Raw genomic sequence first — 25,069 nt, 5'->3', positions numbered from 1 at the left:
AAATAAAATAATCCATTTATTATTTCAAGAAAATAATGCTATTTTATTTACATGACCGTATACTAAAAATAGGGGAAATAAGTTGAGAATACGACTGTTGACGGATCGCTGTGTGCGGTGAAAGCCGCCTGCATAGTGAAGGCTCGAACCGAAAACTTCTATAAAGAAGTATAAGACGAGAATAGAATCGCATTACAACAAGTAGCACAGCCTAGTTGGTCAGGAAATACGCTTCAATGGATGGACGTAGAAAACGAAGCAGGGTATAGTTTACAACTTTACAAAGACGGAATGGCAGAGGGTGAAGTAGTTCATGTACCAGCAGATGTAACAAGTTTCGACTTTACTGCTGCGATGACAGCTGGCGGATATTATACTGCGACTGTACAAGCAATGGCCACTGGCAATCTTTACAGTGATGGAATACACTCTGAGCCTTCATCGGAGAACTTGAATCCGAACGGCTTACAACCAGTCGTCTTCTTCAAAAATTACAATGAGTTGCCGACGACGCCAAATGGTTTAAAAAATGGCGGTCACGGATTTCAACTAGGGTCTTATACGTATTGGTTATATGACTATATGGACAACCGTTCGAAAGTAGCCGTAGTTGCGCGTAATTTAGCAGGCGAGATCGTCAGACAATGGGAATTGGGCGAAGACAATATACGCTATATTAACGGTATTCAAACGAGTGAAATAAATCACACCATTACGTTTACAACAAATCAAAGTAGCCCAGGTCATCCTGCTAGCATTACTCTATTATGGTCGGAGTTTTTCATTCGATAAACTACTTTACTAAAGCTGAATAACATGAGGTCAACGGAAAAAAGCGCCTTCTTATCGTATTCTTGATGAGAAGGCGCTTATTTTTATGTAATAATAAGGTGATAGGTACCTGTAGCACAGATAACTTAAAAAAACGAAAAATTGAATTCTATCTCCACATTCGCAGTCAATAATGAATTCTCAACCATGGAAACTACGAACCAATAGACTTTTCCTCCTACACAGATTCAATTTTGCCATTTTGACGGTCTCCTTTTACTTCCTTATACTTCATATAAACTAGTTTAAGAAAAGAAGGTGAGCTGATGCCTTCTGCCGTAATGAGTGTTGGACTGCAGGGTATGAAAAGTGATTTGGTTAGTTGAATTATGTCTGGATTGTGAGGAAGGCAACCGTCACTTCAGTTAAAACAGAAAACAGCCCACCATCCCGCAGGACAATTGGCTGTTCCTAGATTTGCACATCAGCGGTATTCAAAACTGTGTCTGAATTGTACCTTGTACTTAACTGATTTCTCAGTTTGAGGATCCTCTTACTAAAAATTTAATTTTGCTCAATAGAAGATTTCCATTGATTAGGAAATCCTGAGTTTCCTGTATTAGTATAAGTCAATACCATACTCCCCGTTAGATTAGTTCCCTCACTGCCCTCAAATTGATTTAAATTGATTTTAACCGTGTCACCTAATTGTGCTGCTGTAACGTTATTAATAGTTATTATGAAGGTTGGACCATTCGGTAAAACAACTAAGTTCATCTTTTCAATGCTTAAATTTGGGTTGGAAGATACGGCGTTTAAATTAGCTTTTATATCCGTTGTACTTGGACCAGCCATAGTATATGGAACAGCTGTTCCAACATTTATATCTTTAGCATTTTCACTGAACTTTAAGCTTTCATAATCTTTGACAGTAAAGTACCCTGTAGTATCTCGGTAAGTTGACGGATTACTAGTAATTTGAGGCAAAATTTCGCTATTCCCTTCTTATACTACATAATCATTCATGCAGCTTTCGATCAGGGCCTACACCGTACGTGCGACTTTCACCGCATACGGCGTGCCATCAACTGTGTACTTGCACTCTTTTCGCTGTACAGTAGCTGACTAGGTTCCTTCGCTCCCGCTAGTTTTCTCCTTCTCGCCTGTTGCCAGACAAGTCCAAACGGCTAGCGATCGACACTACTACGAACCTGCTGCCATCTTGCCGGTGTCAAGGGCGCTGAAACACCTCTTCCGGCAAGACTTCAAACGTTCCGTTCCTTCCATCCCTACTTTTGACAACGTTAGGTCTCCACTATCCAGGAGTGAGAAAGATTAGTTTAACAGTCAATTATCCTAATCTCTTCCGACCATTTCAAGTCGAAAGATGCGCGCCGAACTCCTAGCATTTCGCGACACGCACTACCTCACCCTGCCTACATGGATTCGTCTGCCTGACCATAGCTGTCTTTTACGGAGCCCCGCCTCATTATGAGTACGACTTCACCTGACTTAGCCCCTTTTGCGTTATTCAGCGCATCACTGGACCCAGGAGGATTAGGCACTTGCGTATAGACTGTTATGCAAGAATCGGAATTTCACCGATCCATTGGAATGGAACAGTTAGAATGAGTTTTCATTCCGCTTATTTCACTGGCTAGCCAGCTTATAAAGCAACGTTTCGTTTACTTTTATTGAAGAGTGATGGTTGCTGTTGGAGCGCTTGTTACTGTTCCGGAATAGTTTCCTGTTCCAGCGACTACGACTCTAATTACTTTACCTACCTGATCCATCGTAGGTGTATACGTGCTAGCCGTCGCATTTGTAATGGTAGAATAATCCGTTGCTGAAGAATCTTTAGCTTGCCATTGGTATGTTACTGTCGCTCCAGAAGGTGAAATTGTTCCCGCAGTCAACATCTCCCCTTCTTTCGGAGTGCCTTGGATTGCGGTAATCGCTGTTATAGGAGCAGCTGTAATCACTCCAATAGGCAATGCAATAGTCTGAGGGGCATTATAATTAGCCGCTTGCGCACCAGACAATTGATAAGATACTGTTGTCGTCTTTCCAGTTCCAACATTTGCATCGGCATAAGTGCCTGTTGCGGAAACTTGTACATCATCCTGTCCTACAATGCCACTTACTGAACCTAGCGTGAAAGCCGCTGTCGTCGTGCCATCATAAACTTTGGTTACAGTCGGGTTAGAAATGGTTAATTGTTTCGGTGTAATATTTCCTTGCAATGTCGTAGAGGCTAACGAATAGTTAGTTGCCGCTGTTCCACTTAAGTTATAGGACACCGTTACTTCTTTACCACTTCCTGCATTGGCATCTGCAAATGTACCTTCAGCAGTTATGTTGACCTGATCGCCCCCTACAAGACCTGATACTATAATTGGACCCGGTAGAAGAGTAGCTGCTGTACTTCCATCATAGATTTTAGGTGCTACAGTTTGTGTGGATGTAAGCAACGTCAATGGTTTCTTCGTGATTTCGCCAGTTTGCAATACCGTGTTTTCAGGAACTTTATACTTCGCAGCATCCGCTCCTCCTAATGTATAAACAACTGTTATTGCCTTTCCTGTCCCAACATTCGCATTATTGTACGTGGCGGTTGCAGATACTGTGACATCATCTCCTGTCTTCACACCAAGAAGTGATCCTGCTGTGACTGGTGCTGTCGAAGTGCCATCGTAAACTTTTGACTGTACAATGGGCGCTTCTATAGTTAATGCAATTAAGCTATTCCCGTCTTATACCTTCACAGGCTTTCGATCAGGGCCTACACCGCACAGGCGACTTTCATCGCATACGGCGTGCAGTCAATGATTGTTTTAAAAACTTATTTCCCCTATGTTCTATTATAAGGAGTAGGAAAAATTTCGCATTACTTTCTTTCTTACTTTATTCTTACATGAATTAGCAGAATGTGCTGTATATGAGTGTGGCAATAGATAAGCGCACGTAGATGGATAAAAAGTGAACACTTAGAATATAGCTAACAGAAAAGAGAAACTTACAATGACAGTGAAAATATCAAGAAGATTAGTGAGCAGACTCTTTATTGCTCACTATGAGTAAACAGAAGTAATTTACAAAAAATATCTAAAAATTAGAACCGCACACAATCAACGAAAAAGCCCTCTACCGATCACTCGGTTAGAGGACTTTCTTATTCATTTTTCTAGTTACTCGCTGTAAAGCACAGAAAATATTTTACCCATCACTTGCCTAGCTTAAAATGAACTTTCAGCTGTTGTAGTAAGTTCCGACTGCACACTCTTTGTTCCATCTGCTGCAACTGCTGAAGTGTCGCTATATAATGTTAAAGTACCTAAGCCTCGTATTGATGTAGACTGAGTAGCATCTCCTGATTGATTTGCTAACGTGATAGTAAGCGTCTTATGGTTTTCGCTCCATACTCCTGCTGAATCATTAAAATTCATATAGGCATAGTCAGACGTTCCCGGGTTCATAGTGTATATCTGACCATTCGTTCGAATCTCGGCAAATTGTCCTATTTTTTTCGAATCAACCCGTATCAATGTAGGAGAACTATGAAGAAAACTAATGTTAAACAACTCTCCTATTTGATCTACATCCATCGGTTTATTGTAGTCAATAATAATCTGATCACCGACTTCTGCTCTGCCTAAAACATTTCCTATTCCATTCGCAATTCTAGTCGTCGCCAACATTTCCGGGCCTGGAACTTCTATCGGTGCAGCTACGCTTTCTACAGCTGTTCCGACTCGCTCTCCAGACTGCGCAATTGGTGTTACTTCGAAGAAAATGTATTTTCCACGGTCATTTTCAGTCAAAGTGTACTCTTTAGAGGTAGCAGCCAAGATAGCTTGTTTATCAGAGCCATCAAAGTTATCTCCTCTATACCATGCATACAACGAATCTCCTTCTGCATCTCCTTCCGAATCAGTATAGTTATAGTTGCCAGTTAGTTCTTGGCCCACTTGCTTCGTACCGCTAATCGAAACATTAGATACTTGAGGCGCCAGATTACTTACGCTATTCCCGTCTTATACCTTTTCAGGCTTTCGTTCCAGGCCTACACCGCACAGGCGACTTTCATCGCATACGGCGTGCCGTCAATGATTGTTCTAAAACTTATTTCCCCTATGTTCTATTATAACTTTCTGAGATAATAAATCACCACTTTTCTCCTTACATTTATCTTACTTGAGTCTTAAAGAGAGTATCTTCTTTCAAAGCAACAGAAAGATGATATACTTCTATAAATTTCCTACTTACAGACCAAAGTAATCCGTAATTTCATATTTGAATTTCCATCAGTATGGCTCTTCATGAAAGACAAGCAAAAAACACCATTTCATGCAGGATTTTATAAAATAAATATGACTTGTTTACCGCCCTGTGGTGTAGTGTCAAACGTTACTTCAAATCCCACACCTTCTATTTTAAGTTCAGCAGAAAAATCACTAGTAGAAGTGCGCAGCGATGGACCTATCAATCCAAATTGTAGTGCTGTTTCTGTAAAGAGCGTCTGTCTTTTTTATAAAGCATAGTACGTCTAGCTTCAATTGATCAAAACAATTTTCTTGAGTTTGCTTTTTTATCAACCTACTACAACATACTTCTTATATGCGTTTAGCCAATCCTAGATTTGCGGCTTAGATTTCACGTAATATTTTTAGTCAATCCAGTAGAATCTAGTGGGTCATGTAGATACTTTAAAAAGGCCTCAATCTTAAATTGCTTGCTATATTTAACTACAAGAAAACACTCCAAAAGTTAGTTTTCACTCTAACTTTGGAGTGCACATCATCGCAAGACTTCTTTTATTGAGTACTGGACTGCCAGACTAGTGTTAGAACTGTGTGTATCCGGTATACTTTTCTAATACATGGATGGATCTTTTAAGTTTTTACCGAATAGAAGATATCCATTGATTTGGATAAAAATTATTTTTACCGTTTGTATAAGTAAACACTAATTTTCCCGAAAGATTTACTTTGTTGTTACCTTGAAACTGGTTTAAATCAATTGTTATCGTGTCATTAACCTTTGCTACAGTACTATTCTCCGTAACATTTGTCGTAACAAAAAATATAGTGTTGTTTTGAATATCTTTGAACACTTCGATTTTATTAATTTTAACTTGTGCGTTTGAGCTTGTTGCAGTAATGTTTGATCTGATATCTTGATCGAAAGGAACAATGTTATACTCTCTTACTCCGGTAGCATTTCCGCTATATCTAAGAACGCCTGTTATTAAAGCTCTTCCGCTATTATACATATAAGGTTCATAAGATTTGAAACTAACATCTGGGCTATTCCCATCTTATACTGTCATCTACAGCTTTCGATTTGGGCCTACACCGTACGTGCGACTTTCACCGCATACGGCGTGCCATCAACTGTGTACTTGCATTCTTTTCGCTGTACAGTAGCTGACTAGGTTCCTTCGCTCCTGCTAGTTTTCTCCTTCTCGCATGTTACCATACAAGTTCAAACGGTTAGCGATCGACACTACTACGAACCTGCTGCCATCTTGCCGGTTTCACGGGTGCTGAAACACCTCTTCCGGCAAGACTTCAAACGTTCCGTTCCTTCCATCCCTCTGTTTGACAACGTTAGGTCTCCACTATTCAGGAATGAGAAAGAGTAGTTTAACAGCCAATTATCCTAATCTCTTTCAACCATTTCGAGTTGAAAGATGCGCGCCGAACTCCTAGCGTTTCGCGACACGCACTACCTCACCCTGCCTACATGGATTCGTCTACCTGACCCTAGCTGTCTTTTACGGAGCCCCGCCTCATTACGAGTACGACTTCACCTGACTTAGCCCCTTTTGCGTGTTCAGCGCATCACTGGACCCAGGAGGATTAGGCTCTTGCGTATAGACTGTTATGCAAGAATAGGAATTTCACCGACTAATTGGAATGGAACAGTTAGAATGAATATTCATTCCGCTTATTTCACTGGTAAGCCAGCTTATAAAGCAACGTTTCGTTTAGTTTTATTGAGGAGTGATAGCTACTGTTGGAGCGCTTGAAATTGTTCCTGAATAGTTTCCTGTCCCTGTAACTTGTACTCGAACTTTCTTCCCCAAGTCGCTCATCTGTAATCTGTAGGTTCTACTTGTAGCACCAGGAATATTAGTCCATTCAGTCGAGTTTTCATGTTGCCATTGGTACGTTACAGTGGCATTTGTAGGCGTTGAAGCTCCAGCTGTTAACACCTGACTACCTGTTGCAGTGCCGGTTATATTTTCGATTGCTGTTATCGGAGCAGCCGTGATTACTCCATTTGTTATCGAAGAAGCGGGTGGTGCAATGTAATTACCTGCTTTTGAACCAACTGCTTTGTAAGTAATGTTACTCACCACTTTGGTACTTCCTACATTTGCGTCATCATATGTTCCTGTTGCCGAAAGTGCTACTTCATCAGATTCTACAATTCCAGTTATGATCCCAGGTATGATAGTTGCCGTAGTTGTCCCATCGTATACCTTTGAAACCGTTGGTGCTGAAACTGTTAGTTGCTTAGCGGTAATATTAGCTGTTGTTGTTGAAGATGCTAGTGAATAGTTGTTCGCGTCTGTTCCACTTAAAGTATATGTTAAGTTAACAGTTTTCCCACCCCCTGCACTCACATCTGCAAATGTTGCTGTTGTATCAATACTTACTACGTCTGAATCAATTACACCTGTAACTACTGGTTGCGTCTCTACTGTCGCAGTGTTTGTTCCATCATATACTTTATTATTTACAACAGCTGAAGTAGAGATCGTTAATGGCGCAGCTTGAATTACACCATTTTCCATTACTGTAGTAGCAGGTGCTTTGTATTTACTTGCATCTTTTCCACTTAACATATACGCCACAGTAATCGTTTTTCCTGTTCCTACATTTGCATTATTGTACGTTGCAACTGCGGACACCGTCACGGTATCCTCCGAATTAACACCTACTAGCTCTCCAGCAGTTACTAGCGCTGTAGTAGAGCCATCGTACACTTTTGATGTGGTAACAGTTGGATTCGAAATTGTTAATGTGCTATTCCCTTCTTATACTACAGTACAGTAGCTTTCGATTAGGGCCTACACCGTACGTGCGACTTTCACCGCATACGGCGTGCCGTCAGCAAAATTACTGACTAGGTTCCTTCGCTCCCGCTAGTTTTCTCCTTCTCGCATGTTACCACACAAGTCCAAACGGCTAGCGATCGACACTACTACGAACCTGCTGCCATCTTGTCGGTGTCAAGGGTGCTGAAACACCTCTTCCGCCAAGACTTCAAACGTTCCGTTCCTTCCATCCCTATGTTTGACAACGTTAGGTCTCCACTATTCAGGAGTGAGAAAGATTAGTTTAACAGTCAATTATCCTAATCTCTTTCGACCATTTCGAGTTGAAAGACGCGCGCCGAACTCCTAGCATTTCGCGACACGCACTACCTCACCCTGCCTACATGGATTCGTCTGCCTGACCATAGCTGTCTTTTACGGAGCCCCGCCTCATTATGAGTACGACTTCACCTGACTTAGCCCCTTTTGCGTTATTCAGCGCATCACTGGACCCAGGAGGATTAGGCACTTGCGTATAGACTGTTATGCAAGAATCGGAATTTCACCGATCGATTGGAATGGAACAGTTAGAATGAATGTTCATTCCGCTTATTTCACTAGTGAACCAGCTTATAAAGCAACGTTTCGTTTAGTTTTATTGAGGAGTGATATCAGTAGCTTTCAGAGTATATGAATAAGTCGCTGAAGCTAATGTGTTTGCTGTTGCAGCGGTTCTCACTTGAATGACTTGACCGGCTGTTGCAGCGATATTATCAACTGTACCGTCAGCGCTAATTAAAATCCAAGAACCATCGCCTACACGATATTCTTGTCCATTAGTCATCCCTACTAATTTTGTCGTCGCATCTGTCGTACCTTGTTGATGAGTAAGTGTACTCGGTGCTCCTGCTTGTGCAGCATATACTTTTGTGGATGCTACACTCGAAAGTGCGTCATTCGTTGCTTTCGTGCGAAGGCTGACTGTCGCTCCTGTTAAAGGAATGGTGACGTCTTGTAACGCTCCTGTTCCAGTAGTCCAAGTTGTGCCATTGATTGACCATTCTTGTGTGGTCGTTGCGTTGATTTCGTATACATTTGCTGATCCGTCTGCTTTTTTCGTTACTGTCGGAACAGCTGGTGCAGTAGCTCTTGCATTGAATACTTTTGTAGCTATATTACTTGCCAAGGCACTCGCAGTTGCTTTCGTTCGTAAACTAACCGTCGCCCCTGCGTCCGGAATGGTTACGTCCTGTACCGAACCTGTTCCAGTGGTCCAGTCCGTGCCGTTTATTGACCATTCTAATGTATCCGCCACATTGATTTGATATACGTTTACCGATCCATCCGCTTTTTTCGTTACTGTCAGTGTGTCTGGCGCTTGAGACGCTGGAGCAATTGTCGCAACAAGTCTATAATTCGAAGGCACGTTTGCTTGGCGAACATACACATCACCCGGTACGAATTGTACAGCTGTCGTTTGATCATCTGCGTTTGACCAGTTACCATCACTGCCATTTGTTGAATCAAAACTATACTGCATGTCGCTTGTCGTTCCAGTTATTGTACCCATTGCTACATTTACGTTTACTTCTTCTAATGCAATTAAGCTATTCCCGTCTTATACCTTCACAGGCTTTCGTTCCGGGCCTACACCGTACAGGCGACTTTCATCGCATACGGCGTGCCGTCAATGATTGTTCTAAAACTTATTTCCCCTATGTTCTATTATAATGAGCAGGAAAAATTTCGCATTACTTTCTTTCTTACTTTATTCTTACATGAGGCAGTTGAAAGCTGTGGTTATGAGCGTGGGAACGTGTTCTATGAGCGCGGCAACTCTTTCTATGAGCGCTACAACTCTTTCTATGAGCAGTCCCTCCACGCAACCAACACAAAAACCTTCTAACCGATCACTCGATTAGAAGGTCTTCCTATCCATACCTTAAATTATCTGAATAGCGTTTTAGTTGTATAATGCATAGGCACCTGTTTTAACAAACAGATCCTCATAACTCAAGACACTGACATCTACTTACTTAGAAAACACCACGGTTGGCACTGGTTCGTCTGCTGGTACTCTTTGTTGCAGGACAATTGTAGAACCTATTGCCTGCGCACTATATGCGTTGTCTGCATCGTAATAGATTGCTTCTGCTAAATTCCATTCTGTACCTCCAACCACAGAGCTTAATTGAACTTCTTCCACACCCGGTGTGCCAGATACGAATTTATACGTTCTGCCGCCAATCGTCACTTTTTCATTTGCCGCTGGAGCTGTGATCAAAGTGAATTTGTACCTAGCGGGAGTCGCACGATCTGGATCATTGAAATTACCACCTGTCAGAGGTTCATTACTAAACTCTACATTCGTTGCTAGTTCATTACCGTCGACACCTGAAGCTAATGCTACTGTAATGCCAGCTGGTGCAGATGGGTGTGCAGTGTTGTAAGCAACAATCGCAACATCGAGTTGAGATTTAAGACTATCTTTAGTAGTCACTAAAGAATTAGCCACCTCATCATTGCCAATTGTAAATGTGTAGTTGCCATTCCCATCTACTGCTAAAGATGAATTTGTACTAGGAAATGATGAATGGGCATTAACGACTGTAATATTTTTCCCATTCAATGCCGTCCCAACTGTTTCTGCTGAATATACGATATCATTTTTACTAACAGACGCTTTAGTTTCTGGCGTAATGCTACCTATTGCAACATACTCTTGTATGATACTTACAGCCGAAGCTTGTCCTCCTACCTCGCTATTCCCGTCTTATACCTTCACAGGCTTTCGTTCCGGGCCTACACCGTACAGGCGACTTTCATCGCATACGGCGTGCCGTCAATGATTGTTCTAAAACTTATTTCCCCTATGTTCTATTATAATGAGTAGGAAAAATTTCGCATTACTTTCTTTCTTACTTTATTCTTACATGAGGTAGTTGAAAGCTGTGGTTATGAGCGTGGCAGCATGTTCTATGAGCGCGGCAACACGGTCTATGATCGATATAGCATGATCTATGAGCGTTACACCATGTTCTATGAGCGTTACACCATGTTCTATGAGCGATACAGCACGTTCTATGAGCGCGAGAGCATTTCCCAAGAAACAGCAAAAAGCGCGAAACCAAGATCCCTCACCTTGGCTCCGCGCACTTTTCATATCAGTCCACTCTATTATATCAGTTAGGGAGTGCTAAAGGACTGCCTCAGAATATCAATAAATAAACCTGTCTTTCATAATAATTGTGTGTGTCACAGATAACTTGCATCAAATTAACCAATTCTCCAATCAGAGAATTTACTCAATCTACCTTCCTAGTTGTGTCTGGCACAGGTACCCTACGCGAAAAATAGTTCAGCCTCCTGATCGAATGACCAGGAGGCTGATTTGACTTGTGTGTGGCACAGGTACCCTACAGTCCTATTGAATAGATGGAACCCACTGCCTACCAAAAATCGGATCGTTAGTTTCTTCATAAGTTAAAACTAACTTTCCACTAAGTACAGTCCCTTTACTATCTTGGAATTGATTCATATTAATTGTCACAGTGTCTCCTACTTGCACGCCCTGATTACTTACCTTTATTGCGATTCTACCATTCGTTCCAGTAATTGTAGAAGGGCCGCCACTAATTTTAACAATACTTACTAAATCGTTGGATATTTCTGCTTTGATATAATCTTTAATATCCGTTCCGTCAAAAGGTACAGAAGATCCGGCAGTACTATTACTAGCATTTTCACTAAACTTCAGATTGTCAGCGACTGAAACGTTAAATGTTCCTGTATCCCCCCAGTTGGTTTATGGTGAAAAATCTTCACATCTAGGCTATTCCCTTCTTATACTACAATTTCTGCAGCTTTCGATCAGGGCCTACACCGCACGGGCGACTTTCATCGCATACGGCGTGCTATCAATGGTTGTTCTAAAAACTTATTTCCCCTATGTTCTATTATAATGAGTAGGAAAAGTTTCGCATTACTTTCTTTCTTACTTTATTCTTACATGACTTTATTTTAGATGCTTTTACCAACCTGAATTTATACTCTAAAAACCTAAATAGTAAAAGGAACAGAAAACGCATAACATCCAGTCATATAAAGACTAGATATCATGCGTTTTCTTTTTACTTATACCACTGTAAAAATAGATCGTTAGTAGATTCTGTACACTATGGATTCCCTTAACATCGTCAAATTATATGTGACAAATAAAAGAAAAGTATATTCCGCATCTATCATTCACTTTCTTCATCGCACTCTATACATCCGTTTCGCAAAAATCTCCTACACTCAATCAATCGATTTTCCATTTGCCATCTACTTTTGTAACTGCCCAGACAGAAGTTGCTTCTTCTATTTTATCCTCTTTTACATCTTTCACCCAATAAACTTCAGCATGATTTGCGTCAACTTCTTTAACGACTAAATGCTTATTAATTTCTTCAGGCTTATCATAATCAATGGGAAATGTCTTTTTGAGATCGTTGCTTTTACGAAACTCGTCGAATTCTTCTTTCGAATTGACACTCTTTAGATCTGTATAAAGTGCTTTGAAGTCATCGTATGTTCCTTCATCAAAATACGTAATGTCGATAAATTTCTCTACAACGGCTATTTGCGCGCCAGATTACGCTTGCTTGTCTCCTTCTGGCGCTTCTCCTTTAGCAGATTCACTATTGTCCGAACATGCAGACAAAAACAAAGCTACCAACAAAAATAAAGTAACTGGTACTATTTTCTTCATAAGTCACATTCTCCTCTATTGCGTTTCATCATCTATTGTACATAGCACTATTTCTCATGTAAAAAATGGGTATCTCTTGTGAGAAAAGAGAGTTCAATAGACTTTTCCGATAGAATTCTCACCTCTCAAGTCGGTCTTCTCTCCCTTGAAGAAGAATACTGGTTTCATTAGTACATCTACATGCTCTATGAGTACGAGAATTCCCAAAACCCACTATAAATATTAGTTAAAAAAGAAGAATGTGATATAGGTGCACTCGATAAATTACACATGAAGTTCAAAAAATAGGTTAAAAGAGCCTCCAGACCAATTTCTCGATCAGAAAGCTCTTTTCTTTGTGTAACTATAAATATCTGAATAGTTCATAAATTAAGCGAAACACAGACACCGGTTCCAAAGTTATCAGAATAGTGTCTGAGTTGTATCTGTCACAAGTACCCTAAATTCAACCTTTTCCATATTACAATTCCATCCTGTACCTCTGTCCACTCTTCTGATCTTTGAAATACAGGATGTTTCCTTCCCGGTGTAATTCACTCGTCAAGAAATCAGTGATTTTCACTGAAGAACTTCCATCGATCCGCATTTTAAACAAGTAGCCTCCATTGGAATAATTACTGAAGAAGATCCAGCTCTCATATACAGTGAGTTCATTTGCACGATTGTTTGATAACTTTTGATTTCCAGTTCCGTCAGGCCTCATCTTGTACAATCTGATGTCATCACGATTGTTTGCATAATAGATCCATCCGTCCGCTTCTTCAAACGTCCATATTCTGCTCATATGCTCATATTTCGGATTACGCGCTGTCGGTAAATCAGTGTTTTTCCAAGAGTGAGTTTTAGCCAGCTGCTGATCCGTCACTAAGAAGTAACCATATCCTATCTTCCCCTTCCGGTCGGGAACAGGATCATCCCACGTGGCATCCAAGTTATACCACTCACCGTCAATCTTCACTTTATTCCATGCATGATTCATAGCGGGTGTACCTCTGACATAGATTGACTCAATCCCTATCTGATTGAGCAGATGAATCATTGTAAGGGCATATCCCTGACAAACTGCCGTATTCTTTATAAGCGTTCCATAAATGGTATAAGACTCTGCCGGTATACGATTCATTTTAAAATTTTCATAATCGTATGCGGTATGGAGTACCAAGTCATTATGTAGGGCTTTTACTTTTTCATACTCTGTCATTCCTGGTCGTATACTGCGTGCCAGAATCTCCTCTGTTTTGCTTTTCAAAGCACTACTCATTTGCTGAATCACAGGTTTCGAATGAGTATATTTCACTTCCAAATGTCCATTGGAATAAAATGAAGAGCCTGCGTAACTGAAATAAAAGATATCTGGATGGGCATATAATACCTTTTCCAGCATAGCGAATACTTTCTTACTGTCCTTACTGTAGTCAGAAACATCAATGGTATCGTCTAGATTTTTCAGCCCATTATATATAGCCGAATAAAGGTCAGTGACTTCCGTTATTTCAGGCTTGGAAGGAGCTGGCGATGGATTATAAATAAACTGTAAGTACACATTCTTACCCAACTGAATGCCCCTGTGATTATCCAATTCGCTCTGGATTAGCAGAGTGTACAACACACCCGGTTCGTACTGTGTGCCAGGCTTGATTTTGATTCTATCTTTATTAAGCGATACAATAGGAAGAATCTCTTCTCCTGACTCATCCAGAATCTTCACCCTGTATGTATTTTCTTCTGTTACATTAACACTTTGGTTGAAATGGATACTCCATTCTTTATAAGGATCCGTAATCGTACGTATTTCTCCCCACTTGTTGCCCGTTAACCAATCAGAAGTTGCTTGTGAAATTCGTTCTATCTTTTCACTATCTTCCTCCACTAGATAAAAGGGCTGCGTTTCTAGCCTCTCCCCAGTCTCATGTAGCTTTACAATAGGATATTTCTCAACATTCGGCCCAACCGCCTGTACCTTGGTAGACAGGCTGAACAAAACGATCAACAGCATAATAATCCATACCTGTAAAAATCTTTTCAATGACTCTCCTCCTCAACTTGTTTAAATTAAAGAAAATATGATAACCAACATATAATTACTTACCACTATATACTTTATTTTTACACTCTCCTTCAACTCCTTGCCGCCTTCCGCCTAATATCTTACTTAAACTATAACAATTCCATAACCTTTTGCCTATATTATATTAACATAAGTAATACATAATGCTTATAACATACTTAACTAATGCCACATTCTTGGAATTGCAAAGAAGTGAAGAAGTAAAGTCATTAATTGTGTGTTTACCTGATACCCTATCTTAAATAATTAGTCAATAATCGAATTAATACAAAAAGCCTTCTACCCGTGTAAGTATGAATAGAAGGATAATATTTTCATTTTTGAATTGCGAAAGAACCTAGTGCCGTCTTTTGAGAACAATCTTACCTGCTTCTTCCATATTCAGAATAGTGTCTGAATTGTATGCGTACCTAGTACCTATTCTTACACCTGTTTAGTTGTTTCCGACACAGGTACCTTAGACTTAATATTTTCCCGAATTCGAATGACGACAGGTGACGGTGGTGACGGCTCTTTCAGCGGATAATTTTAAAGGCAGTAGACCCACAATCTTATCTACCTTTACAGTCACTACTAAAGAAATGCCGATTACCTATTGAGTTACTTGGTAACCGGCATTTCTTCATGAATGACAACCTGAAGAAGCCTTTAACCATCGCGTTTGCGCAGCAATTAAAGTTTCTGGCAAACACCCTGACAATATCCTCTATAATCGCCTGCATTTCTACTCGTTCCATAGAAAGTCACGCGTCTTGCTAAGGCGCTAGAAGAATAGCAACCATTGCATAGTTTCGCTTCTTGTCATCACCGAATAATCTATAAATAGACTAGTCTCCTGATCGGATGACCAGGAGGCTAATTTGAATTGTGTCTGAATTGTTTGTGTCACAGGTGCCCTGAATAATTACTTTACGTTATTAGATTACATTTATTACCGAAGTCAGAATTTATTTCTTATTATCCCTAACTTTCTCTAGTTATCTGAGCTTTTGTATCTGCTAATGTACTTCCGAGTTGCACAATGCATCGATACTGCTGCTTAATTAAGGAGTAATTGAGAGTTGGCGTTGCACCTACTAAATGTGCAATTCGAGAACCCGAGAAAATATAATCACCACTAACCAATACAGGAATAGTATCAATAGTAACTGCTCCTGTGTTAATTGTAGTAATGTTCGAAGCATTACCGGTTATATCTTCAAGACTTTTAGTAATCGTTGCTGTTCCTTGGGTCTCAGTGGCAGTTGTAGTATAAGTCGCTGAGTAATTAAAACCATCCGTATTTATAACACTTGCTGACTTTCCTGCGATTGTAACTATCGGTAAGTGTTTTAGTTGCTCACTTACAGTAAACGTTAATGTAATCATATCCCCTACCTTCAGTATAGTTATTGATAAGTATCCTGTCATTACATTTTAATATAACCTTAAAGGAAAATAATATAGTTACAGTAATTAAAAATAGCATATATATTGATCGCACACCCCACCTAGCCTTTTAGTTTATAACCTTACATCAAATAATGATTTACAGTAAATAAAGTAAATAACGATACTATTTGATTGGCTTACTACAAATAAGAGCAAATTTATAATTCGTTTATAAAAACTATTCAAATAATAACAATTACTAAATTTTTTCACATAATCTCAAGTTAATACAACACCTAAAGTTGCATGTATATTTCATATTATTAATTTTTTTGAAAAAAGCGAACCATTTAGCTCACTTATTAATTAGTTCAATAGTTACTTTTTTAAAATCTAAGTGACAAATTATATAATATTCGTTATACTTAATGTTAGAATATTCGGAAAAAATAAGATGATATTGTATATTTTAACAAACATATATGATTTAAATAAGAAAGGTGGCCAAATTATATTTAATACTAAAAAATTGATTTAATCAAACACATCAACAGCGATATTGTTTTTACGCCTACGAAAGGAGGACAGAGTAAAGCTATTAGAATTTAAAGGTTATTTACTCCACCTTACGACATTGATCTCATAGAATCATGGAACTATTAAGACCTAATGCTTTTTTGGAATTCTTATTTCAGGTTCTCGAAAAAACGTGATTAGAATGAACAAATCCATCTTTAGTTTCTTTCAAACAATAATAGAATATGAGGTGAGGTATAAAATGAAAAACTTAAAACCAATTAACATATGGTCTAAAACGGCCATGGCAACAGCATTAATAGCTACAACAATTGTTCCCGTAGCAACGATGCCAGCACAGGCAGCAGCAATTTCAATTGATGAAATAGTAGTGACTATTGATGGAATTCTTTATAGTTTTACGCCTAGTGAATACTCAGATTATCTACTCGAAGATATGATTAGCACGAATACTGTTAGTCATATTAAAGCTTCAAATGGTAAATACTACAAAATTTCTGACTATTCGGATTATTTGATAGAAACTACCACAATAGAAGAAACTTTACTCGAATTGGATGCTAGTAACTTAGAGGTTATAATAACTCCAACAGCTGGCGAATTCGATAGTAATGGTAATATTATCCCACCCACAAACTCCAATTTCCAAGTGTCTGCTATTGGCACGACCACTAAAACAAGCGTGATCATTACTTTAGATGCTGTACCGCCGGAAGCACCTACAGTAGAAGATTTCAATGTCACAGTTGGTATGGATAATATACCTGTTACAAACATCGTTCCAGTCGTCTCAGATGTTACCGGAAAAACATTTACACTTTCAGTCAATCTGAATGGAAAAGAAGGAAAAGTAAAAGTGAACGGCTTTGAATCCACAGCCAGTTTCGATTACAAGCTTCCAACGATTGCAAATGTTGTAGCCACCGATTCTAAACATATCGAAGTAACATTTAGTGAAAAAGTGGCGTCTGTATCAGCAGAAAATATCTCAAATTATGGTTTATACGGTTATGATGCATCCTTCATGGGAGTAGTTAATTTGAGTAGCTTAGCGCCAGGAAGTGCGACTCCTAAACTTCAGGCAGACGAGAAAACGGTAATTATTACTCTATCAGGGAATCTCACAAACCCTATTTTCGTAGCTAACGGTCTTTCTAATGGCAAATACCTTTTATACGTGAATAATCTACAAGATACAGCGACACCACCCAATACTATTATTAATAATTCCAATTTCGAGTTCTACGGCACTACTACCCCAGCCTCAGTTTCTATCAAAGCACAAACCGCTAATTATAGTAAAGCTGAGAAGACACTTACTGTAACATTCACTGAGCCGACAGACGGCAATCCAGCCAATATTGATCCAACAAAATTCGCACTAAGCAACGGCACGACTTCTGTTGCATTAATAGGTGCCACTCCTACGTTCCCAACAAATTCCACACAAGTAAGTTTCGACCTTAGTACGATGTCTCCAGTCGACTATGCAAATATAGAGGCGCTTACAGGCAATTTAAGCGTCGTGATTGCTAACGGAGCATATAATGATGCTAATATGGCCGCGGCCAATGGAAATACAGTAGCGGTAGTAGAAAAGGTTCTTCCCGTCATTACAGCAGCCACTTACAACACAGAAATGAACGTATTGAAATTAAGTTTTGACCAAACGATAGATGTTACGAAAATAGTTGACTTCACAGGTATTACAGTGAATGGACAACTAATTACACCTTCAGCTACTCTAAAAACAACGACAAATAGCAACGTCATTGAAATTCAGTTAGATGAGGCACAAGCAAAAATAGTTGAACAGACAGGCACAGATATACGTGTGAAAACTGTGGAAGATACGATAGTTAGTATACCTGCCAATCTCTTCACGAAAGTAGGTGCCACACCAGCCGACCCAGGCCAAAACGTTTCGACAACCATCGCGGATGCGACAGTTATTCATGACGCTACACCGCCAGTTGTCGAAATGAATTTAAAAGATTTAGGGGTAGGTACAGGAACACTAACCTTTACTTCTTCGGAAGAGCTTGAAAATGCTGCAGGACAGTTTGACGGAACCAAAATCCAATTTTACGCCAGCGATGATATGAACAATCAACTCGGTTCATTAGCTGTCGCTGATACATTGACGCAGGTCGGTACTTCCACCGTTTATACCATCGACTTGGCGATCAATAGTCCTGGATTAGCTACAGCTCTTGCAAATGCTGTTACACTTGGAAAAGGCATTGTCGCAACAGTTGAAGCGGATGCGATTAAAGACATTAACTTAACAAACATCACACCGGCTGAAACTTCTGCTCCACTGCCAGTATCAGTGTCAGAATCAACTTTTGGTAACGCAGTAACTACTAAAACTGTTGTCACTCAAAATACTAGTTTAATTACAGCTACATTTAAGGATACGCTAAATAATGATGTGCGTTTAGATGGAAATATTGCTAAAAATGTTGCAACATATGAATTCGTATCTACTGTGAATCCTTCAATCAAAGTACAAGCAACAGCGGAGTACGTGTGGAATGGCACTACTGGCGAGCTTCGCATCTTTCCTAACACAGTTTTAACCCCAGGTAGCTACAACCTAGTTATTACTGGATTGAAAACTTCAGCCGGTCTAGCAGTTGAAGATGCAGTAGCGACAGATAAAATCACATTATCAGTTAATGCTATAGCAGACAATACCAAGCCACAATTATCTGCTGCTACCAAAGCAGGTGTGAATATTGTAGATAAAGACAACTCAGGTACTATCTCTGCAGGTGATCAAATCATTCTAACATTCGATGAACCGATGAAGTTAACCGGTGCTACCGCAGCCGATTTTGTCGTAAATAATGGACATACTTTAGGTTCTGCCCTAGTCGGAATGGGTGCAGATTCTACACAAGTCGTTATTACGCTCGCGAGCAACTCCACAATTGTATTGGGAGATCGAATTACAGTAGCAGAAACAGCGAAGATTACCGATTTGGCAGGAAACCAAATAGACTCTGCTCTAGCAAATAAACAGACAGGCGCACTTGCAAAACCCGCAGGTGTAGTCGCTCCGAAGATCAAAGAAGCAGTCTACGAAGATACGAACGCAGACGGGACAGTGTCTACAGGAGATATATTCACTGTGATATTCGATCAAAGTGTCTTATTAGCAAACGGAAAAACTATAAACGACACGTTGAACGACATCGTTGTTACAGGTGCCTCATTCACTTCAGCATCACTGAATGACGATACCTTGACATTGGTCATAGGAACCCCAGGAAACATCGAAGTAGGAATGAACGCGAATGTGAATGGAACAGCGTCTAATGTGGATCTTCTAAACGGATGGGGAGATAAGATTGTGCCAGGACAGAAAGCGATTACCTCCGTCGATACAACGGCTCCAAAAGTGACTAGTATTTCCTACAATACTACGACAAATGGATTGAAATTAACGTTCAGTGAGGCTATCAACCTGAAAGGCACAGGCACAACAATCGCTAGCTTGGTACATGGAAAGCTACAAAGTGCTGATCCTTTAGGGACTGCTACTAACTCTAGCCTATCAACTGACAAAAAATCACTTATTGTGCAACTAGACGGTTCAGAAGTTATAGATCAATATACAACAGTGCTGATCGATGCAGGCGTACTCGGAAATGCTACTAATTATGTACGTGATGCTTCAGACAATAAGGCAACACGTGGACAGGCGACTAATTATTCGATCACTATTACAAACTAATGCAAAAGAACGACTCCTTATATATCACGAAAACAGTCTTTCGCTCTTCTTATGAGCAAAAGACTGTTTTGACGTTACTAAGCATAAATCTTAATAATTTGTCCAAATTCAAATGAAGAGAAGGCCGTCCAGCAAGGTATTTTCTTAGATGATCTATTACCACCTGTCCGATGTTCTCTGAACTCAGGAAATCTGTTTACATTTTTCTTGATATTTTTTCGGCATTCTTTATATTCTCCAAAAAATCAGGAAACCTCTTCTTATTTCTTTCTCTTTTCCGTTTATCATTTTCACCCTGTGTAGGGGTATAATATTCTTCCTCAATATAAAATATAGGATTATTTGTCTTAAGGGATACTGCGTTTGCAAGATTGTTTCGAAATTGTATCTCTGCTCTTTTACAATAGCTGAAAAAGATTTTCCTCAATTCTACATCAAATTCATAAAGTGCTAGAAGCATACTCTGTTTTGACACAGCGTTTAATGTGAAATAAGTCAAATACCATGTTTCAGCGATTTTTGAGCACACGAAACCAAAGCTTCACAATCCATTTTTTTGAAACTCAACAATCACAGAACACTTTATAAGGGCGTCTTTCCGCAGCGGGAAAGGTCTTGCGTTTTCATTCCACAGGGATACATCCTATTAAATCCAAGCTCTGTTCTTTTACGTTTTTATCCGTATTTGTGGAACAAGACCCATAACGCTGTGTCACGAGGTCCAGTATGGCCTCAGGTACCAATTTTCGATGTAATCTACGCTCCGGAGAGACGCCTTTTCGTGTATTTCCAACGACTTGATTACGACGGTTTCTATCCTTTATACACTGACAAAGCGACTGAAAAAGGCTGCTTGCTTCTTTTTATTCCTCAGTTTTCCTGCAATGACCTTCTGCAATACATAATCCGGACTCGTGCTTCGGTACAGCGATTGGTGTTTTCGCATAGCGTATGCAAGACGCAGGATCCGATTGCCTAACGCGATATACGCCTGGCCTGTCAGCTTTCCTTGTTCCTTCATCTGTCGATAGGGGGCGTTCATTTCGGGATTATGAAGAGCAGCACATTTGCCTGCCTGGTAGACGACACTCCGGAAAGGAGCTCGTCCCTGCTTCGAGATCGCAAAATGCGTGGCTTTCTTACCGCCGGACTGCTTCACCACTGGATTCGTTCCAGCCATCTTGATCAGCTGCCCTGCACTCGTGAACGCTTCCAAGTCACCCATCTCCGCTGTCAATTCTGCAGCGAGCGTGACACCGATTCCAGGAACACTCAGTAAGATCCCGCCGTCCGTTTCCAGAAGCAGTTCCTCAATGACTTCCTCCAATTCAGCAATCTGGCACCGGATCAACTCATATTCATCCAGTTTCAACCGGAGAAGCAGCAGTTCCGCAGATAAGGCTTCCTTTGGCTTTGAGATACTTTCCTCCGCGTATTGTAACAGGCGTTCGATCGTTGTGTCACGCATCTTCAGGTTATGTTCAATAGACAAGTCCCGAAGGCCTCTAGCGCCCAGCTTGAGGATGTCTGTCGGATGCGGATAATACCTCATCAAGAGGAGGGCCGTCTTGGACGTGAACTCAGTAAAAATCTTCACGACCTCGTTCTTTCCGTCTTTTCATATATTCTTGCCTTGGAATTCGCGGAAGATGTGATCCATGTACATTCGAATCAGATTGGCACAGCGGGTCTGCTCATCCACCATCCGTCTCTTCGCGCGGGTCAGTGTTTGAAGCCTTTCAAACTTTTCCGCTTTCTTCCGGCTCGTCTCCCCGCGTCCTTGCAGGATCGACTGCACAATCGCCTGCAGATCCACCCGGTCCGTCTTCGTGTAGTTCAGCATTTTCTTTCGCTCTTCCGCTGTCGTCGCTGCGTTGATGACTCGCACCATATAGCCCTGTTCATCGCACACCCTGACTAAATCTTCGTAGTAATGAGCAGTCGTCTCAATCCCTAGAATCACACGTGTTAACTGGTACGCTTCACTCGTCTGTTCAATTTCCTTTTTCAGCAATTGAAACCCGGTCTGGGATCCATCAAACTCAAAAGGCCCCCTTAAAATATCGCCGAAAATCGTGCAGATCATCGCCGTATTGACATACTTAGCCGCGTCTATCGCGACGATACAGTAGTGATCCGCCTCTGCGCTTCTCATCAAGCGGCTCCAATTACTTCCGTTTCTTCCCTGAATATGATTAAATGATGGTAGAACCATTGTTTTCATCTCCTCTTTACTGGTGGGGTCGGGTAGGAAGTTCTGTGATTGGTACTCTCCTATACCCTGAAAACAATGGTTTCTTCGTGTTTCACTTAATCTATTTCATATAATAGGTACCCTACAGCAAAATTCAAAAGCGAGTTTAATTGTGTGATGCACAGGCACCCGTTCTAAAACCATTACTCATGTTCAGTACGCGGCAAGTAGTTCTCCAAGCCGATGATCTCGTCTAAATCCATTTCACAATATACCACATAAGCTGCCCGTGTTTTCTCAAATGGAGGAGGCAGATAACGAGAAATGGAGAAGGTATCTACGTAGGAAGGCAGCTGATCCGGCTGTGTTTCATAAAAAGGAAAGGAGCTGAAAGGATAGTCTGCCAGCCTGCTGACCATTGGGATAATAGTCTCGATTGGATTGCGGTGAATGTAGCGGCTGACGGCGAGGAGTGCTTGCGGAGTGTCGACTGCTTTGGCAAAGTAACGGCGCTGATAGATCCGTCCGACATGCTGATAGCGTTTGGCGTAGTAGTCGCTGTATCGCCGGTTGATCTGCTGCATGACCTTTGACAGGTCATCTTCCGAGCGGATGAGCAGATGGAAGTGATTGGTCATGATACAGAACGCCGGGATGGCAAACCGATATATTTCAGCGGCGTGTGCGATACAGCGCATGAGGTGGTACATGTCTTCTTCGCTTGAAAAAATGTTCTGCCGGTTGTTTCCTCTCATGACAACATGGTAGTAAGCATTCGGCTGCCAGTCCCGCTTACGTCTGGCCAAGACGCTCACCTCCTTGCAGGGCATTCGGGAGCTTGCGCCATTCGATAGCTTCTTCGATGGCAGAATCAGTCATCGTTTCGCTGCCTTGCAGGTCGGCAATCGTCCGGGCAAGCCGGAGCAGCTTGACTTGTGTGCGGTTGCTCCATTTTTGCTCGAAGCAGACTATACTGACCAGCTGCAGCTGAATTTCAGAAAAGCCTGCTGTATGTTCCAGCTGTTGATAAGAAACCGTGCCGTTCAGTGCGTGGCTTTGATAGCGCTCATGCTGGAGACTGCGCGCGCAGCCGACACGGCGACGGATTTCTGCAGATGTTTCGCTCGTTGCCTTCTCCTGCAAGCCGCTGCTCTTCAGTGACAGAACGAAATCAAGACGATCCAGGATGGGACCTGAAACTTTTAGCTGGTAGTCTGTCACCTGTCTCGGTGTGCAGGTACAATAACGCTCTCTGGAGCCGTAATAGCCGCATGGACAGGGATTGGTGGCTGCTATTAAGGTGAAGGTTGAAGGATAAGTAACCGTCTGTTTCACCCGGCTGATGGTTACTTCTCCTGACTCCATCGGCTGCCGCAGCATATCGAGTGTTTTCCTTGAGAACTCACCCAGTTCATCGAGGAATAGCACTCCGCGGTGAGCCAGTGAAATCTCCCCTGGCTTCGGATAGGTCCCACCGCCGATCAGCGAAATGGCAGAGGCCGAATGATGTGGCTGGCGATAGGGCGGCCGCAGCGACATACCCTTCTTCTCCCGCGCGAGATGATACAAACTGTAGACTTCCAATGCATCTTCTTTCCTTAGGTCAGGCATGATAGACGAAAAGGCACTAGCCAGCAGACTTTTACCGCAACCCGGCGGACCGACGAGCAATGTATGATGCCCACCCGCCGCTGAGATTTCAAGTGCGCGTTTTGCCTGCGATTGTCCTCGTACGACTGAGAAGTCCGTTTGAAATACTTCTGCATCGTCTGGAGCTGTAGAAATCACGGAAGTCAATATACCTTCAAACAGTAAAGAAGATTGGCCACGCAAATGCTCGACCAGCGCTTCAACGGTCGGCAACGGAATGAGTTCGGCTTCTGCCGTGTCATGTAAGAATGATACATCGACAGGCGGCAGGTAGATTCGTTTGTAGCCGAGCGACAGTGCCTGCTGCACAGCAGGCAGCAAACCATGGAACGGCAAAAGTTCACCGCTCAGCGAGAGAGATGTAATGACACAGACTGAATCATCAATCGGAAGCGGCGAATCGGTCAGCTCCTGATAGGCAGCCAGCAGCATCGCTCCATCAAACCCTGTCCCGCTCTTACGTAGATCAGCCGGTGATAAATGAATCGTCAGCTTCTTCATCGACAGATCGAAATCCAGCCGATGCAGGCAGCTGAGCACTCGCTCCTTCGACTCTTTCATACTCGCATCCGGCAATCCGATAATTACACACTGTTCCTTATCAACCCGTACATTCGCCTCTACCCGAATCCGTTCTCCTTTCATACCTTGCAGCCCTACACTCATCACAGCAGAAGACATACTTACTCACCTTCTTTTCTTATATTTATATTTGAAGTATAAGGGCATGCAGAAAACTCGTCAAAACAGCAAAATTAAATTTTGCAGAAGACAAAATGCGTAGGTACCGACTTTAGATTTTCAAGAATTCAATTTTGATGCGGAATTCGAGGGAAGAATTGAATTCTTGCTGTTTTACATAATGGGTGTTTCGGTACATTTCCGACTGACCATTTTAACTCTGTACAATAGCACGACACGCAACCAACAAAAAAGCCTTC

Annotated in this window: 18 protein-coding genes; 3 read left to right on the top strand and 15 right to left on the bottom strand. The window is 41.3% G+C overall.

Translation table 11 applies throughout. The annotated features are described in order from the left end of the window. Window positions 1-240: 240 nt before the first annotated feature. Window positions 241-792 (top strand): hypothetical protein, encoded by a 552-nt coding sequence (locus DV702_RS16600; protein WP_114925759.1) that lies wholly within the window; start codon window positions 241-243, stop codon window positions 790-792. 543 nt (window positions 793-1,335) lie between these two features. On the opposite strand, the gene DV702_RS16595 is transcribed toward DV702_RS16600, so the two are convergent. The 3 genes from DV702_RS16595 to DV702_RS16585 form a co-directional block, all read right to left on the bottom strand. Then, entirely contained in the window at window positions 1,336-1,758 is a 423-nt protein-coding gene (locus DV702_RS16595) for a hypothetical protein (RefSeq protein WP_114925758.1), read from the bottom strand. Between the two features lie 704 nt (window positions 1,759-2,462). Beyond that, window positions 2,463-3,485, bottom strand: a complete 1,023-nt coding sequence (locus tag DV702_RS16590) for a YDG domain-containing protein (RefSeq protein ID WP_240315745.1) — start codon at window positions 3,483-3,485, stop codon at window positions 2,463-2,465. 522 nt (window positions 3,486-4,007) lie between these two features. Continuing rightward, window positions 4,008-4,739 carry a hypothetical protein gene (locus DV702_RS16585; RefSeq protein ID WP_114925756.1) on the bottom strand — a complete coding sequence of 244 codons (732 nt, stop codon included), beginning with the start codon at window positions 4,737-4,739 and terminating at the stop codon, window positions 4,008-4,010. Between the two features lie 351 nt (window positions 4,740-5,090). Between DV702_RS16585 and DV702_RS16980 the strand changes: the two genes are divergently transcribed. Then, window positions 5,091-5,312: a hypothetical protein gene (locus DV702_RS16980; RefSeq protein ID WP_162805854.1), complete on the top strand. Its 222-nt coding sequence runs from the start codon at window positions 5,091-5,093 to the stop codon at window positions 5,310-5,312. Window positions 5,313-5,671: 359 nt separating this feature from the next. Here DV702_RS16980 and DV702_RS16580 read toward each other — a convergent pair whose 3' ends face one another. The 7 genes from DV702_RS16580 to DV702_RS16550 form a co-directional block, all read right to left on the bottom strand. Continuing rightward, the gene (locus DV702_RS16580; protein WP_114925755.1) at window positions 5,672-6,043 is read right to left on the bottom strand and encodes a hypothetical protein; all 372 of its coding nucleotides are present in this window, start codon (window positions 6,041-6,043) and stop codon (window positions 5,672-5,674) included. 723 nt (window positions 6,044-6,766) lie between these two features. Next, complete coding sequence (locus tag DV702_RS16575; RefSeq protein WP_162805853.1) at window positions 6,767-7,765, bottom strand: YDG domain-containing protein; 999 nt, start codon at window positions 7,763-7,765, stop codon at window positions 6,767-6,769. A 706-nt stretch (window positions 7,766-8,471) separates the two neighbouring features. After that, window positions 8,472-9,386 (bottom strand): hypothetical protein, encoded by a 915-nt coding sequence (locus DV702_RS16570; RefSeq protein WP_114925753.1) that lies wholly within the window; start codon window positions 9,384-9,386, stop codon window positions 8,472-8,474. A gap of 462 nt (window positions 9,387-9,848) precedes the next feature. Beyond that, complete coding sequence (locus DV702_RS16565) at window positions 9,849-10,445, bottom strand: hypothetical protein (protein ID WP_114925752.1); 597 nt, start codon at window positions 10,443-10,445, stop codon at window positions 9,849-9,851. Between the two features lie 300 nt (window positions 10,446-10,745). Then, window positions 10,746-10,979 (bottom strand): hypothetical protein, encoded by a 234-nt coding sequence (locus DV702_RS16560; RefSeq protein ID WP_114925751.1) that lies wholly within the window; start codon window positions 10,977-10,979, stop codon window positions 10,746-10,748. 2,047 nt (window positions 10,980-13,026) lie between these two features. After that, complete coding sequence (locus tag DV702_RS16555; protein WP_114925750.1) at window positions 13,027-14,592, bottom strand: DUF5050 domain-containing protein; 1,566 nt, start codon at window positions 14,590-14,592, stop codon at window positions 13,027-13,029. Window positions 14,593-15,597: 1,005 nt separating this feature from the next. Then, window positions 15,598-16,002 carry a hypothetical protein gene (locus tag DV702_RS16550; RefSeq protein WP_114925749.1) on the bottom strand — a complete coding sequence of 135 codons (405 nt, stop codon included), beginning with the start codon at window positions 16,000-16,002 and terminating at the stop codon, window positions 15,598-15,600. Window positions 16,003-16,783: 781 nt separating this feature from the next. Between DV702_RS16550 and DV702_RS16545 the strand changes: the two genes are divergently transcribed. After that, on the top strand, window positions 16,784-20,284 hold the full coding sequence (locus DV702_RS16545; protein WP_114925748.1) for a beta strand repeat-containing protein: 3,501 nt from the start codon (window positions 16,784-16,786) through the stop codon (window positions 20,282-20,284). Window positions 20,285-20,480: 196 nt separating this feature from the next. Here DV702_RS16545 and DV702_RS17385 read toward each other — a convergent pair whose 3' ends face one another. From DV702_RS17385 to DV702_RS16525, 5 genes are all read right to left on the bottom strand, one after another. Continuing rightward, a complete protein-coding gene (locus tag DV702_RS17385) occupies window positions 20,481-20,744 on the bottom strand; it encodes an Abi family protein (RefSeq protein WP_371682767.1) in 264 nt (87 codons plus the stop codon). A 360-nt stretch (window positions 20,745-21,104) separates the two neighbouring features. Further along, complete coding sequence (locus DV702_RS17180; protein WP_240315651.1) at window positions 21,105-21,776, bottom strand: IS110 family transposase; 672 nt, start codon at window positions 21,774-21,776, stop codon at window positions 21,105-21,107. Between the two features lie 126 nt (window positions 21,777-21,902). After that, window positions 21,903-22,499, bottom strand: a complete 597-nt coding sequence (locus tag DV702_RS17175) for an IS110 family transposase (protein ID WP_240315650.1) — start codon at window positions 22,497-22,499, stop codon at window positions 21,903-21,905. A gap of 182 nt (window positions 22,500-22,681) precedes the next feature. Then, on the bottom strand, window positions 22,682-23,284 hold the full coding sequence (locus tag DV702_RS16530) for a transposase (protein ID WP_240315649.1): 603 nt from the start codon (window positions 23,282-23,284) through the stop codon (window positions 22,682-22,684). After that, window positions 23,271-24,809: a YifB family Mg chelatase-like AAA ATPase gene (locus DV702_RS16525; protein ID WP_114925746.1), complete on the bottom strand. Its 1,539-nt coding sequence runs from the start codon at window positions 24,807-24,809 to the stop codon at window positions 23,271-23,273. The genes DV702_RS16530 and DV702_RS16525 overlap by 14 nt, the downstream gene beginning before the upstream one ends. Between the last annotated feature and the right edge of the window lie 260 nt (window positions 24,810-25,069).

It is taken from the genome of Sporosarcina sp. PTS2304 (assembly GCF_003351785.1).
In the GTDB taxonomy this organism is placed as follows: domain Bacteria; phylum Bacillota; class Bacilli; order Bacillales_A; family Planococcaceae; genus Sporosarcina.
The sequence above is the reverse complement of the archived record's forward strand: the minus strand, read 5'-3'. Positions and strand labels throughout refer to the sequence as shown.

Excerpts from the sequence above, each read along its gene's own strand:
- DV702_RS16600 (WP_114925759.1), top strand. The coding sequence starts at position 241 with ATGGACGTAGAAAACGAAGCAGGGTATAGTTTACAACTTTACAAAGAC.
- DV702_RS16980 (WP_162805854.1), top strand. The coding sequence starts at position 5,091 with ATGAAAGACAAGCAAAAAACACCATTTCATGCAGGATTTTATAAAATA.
- DV702_RS16580 (WP_114925755.1), bottom strand. The coding sequence starts at position 6,043 with ATGTATAATAGCGGAAGAGCTTTAATAACAGGCGTTCTTAGATATAGC.
- DV702_RS16570 (WP_114925753.1), bottom strand. The coding sequence starts at position 9,386 with ATGGGTACAATAACTGGAACGACAAGCGACATGCAGTATAGTTTTGAT.
- DV702_RS16560 (WP_114925751.1), bottom strand. The coding sequence starts at position 10,979 with ATGAAAAGTGCGCGGAGCCAAGGTGAGGGATCTTGGTTTCGCGCTTTT.
- DV702_RS16550 (WP_114925749.1), bottom strand. The coding sequence starts at position 16,002 with ATGATTACATTAACGTTTACTGTAAGTGAGCAACTAAAACACTTACCG.
- DV702_RS16545 (WP_114925748.1), top strand. The coding sequence starts at position 16,784 with ATGAAAAACTTAAAACCAATTAACATATGGTCTAAAACGGCCATGGCA.
- DV702_RS17385 (WP_371682767.1), bottom strand. The coding sequence starts at position 20,744 with ATGCTTCTAGCACTTTATGAATTTGATGTAGAATTGAGGAAAATCTTT.
- DV702_RS17175 (WP_240315650.1), bottom strand. The coding sequence starts at position 22,499 with ATGGTTCTACCATCATTTAATCATATTCAGGGAAGAAACGGAAGTAAT.
- DV702_RS16525 (WP_114925746.1), bottom strand. The coding sequence starts at position 24,809 with ATGTCTTCTGCTGTGATGAGTGTAGGGCTGCAAGGTATGAAAGGAGAA.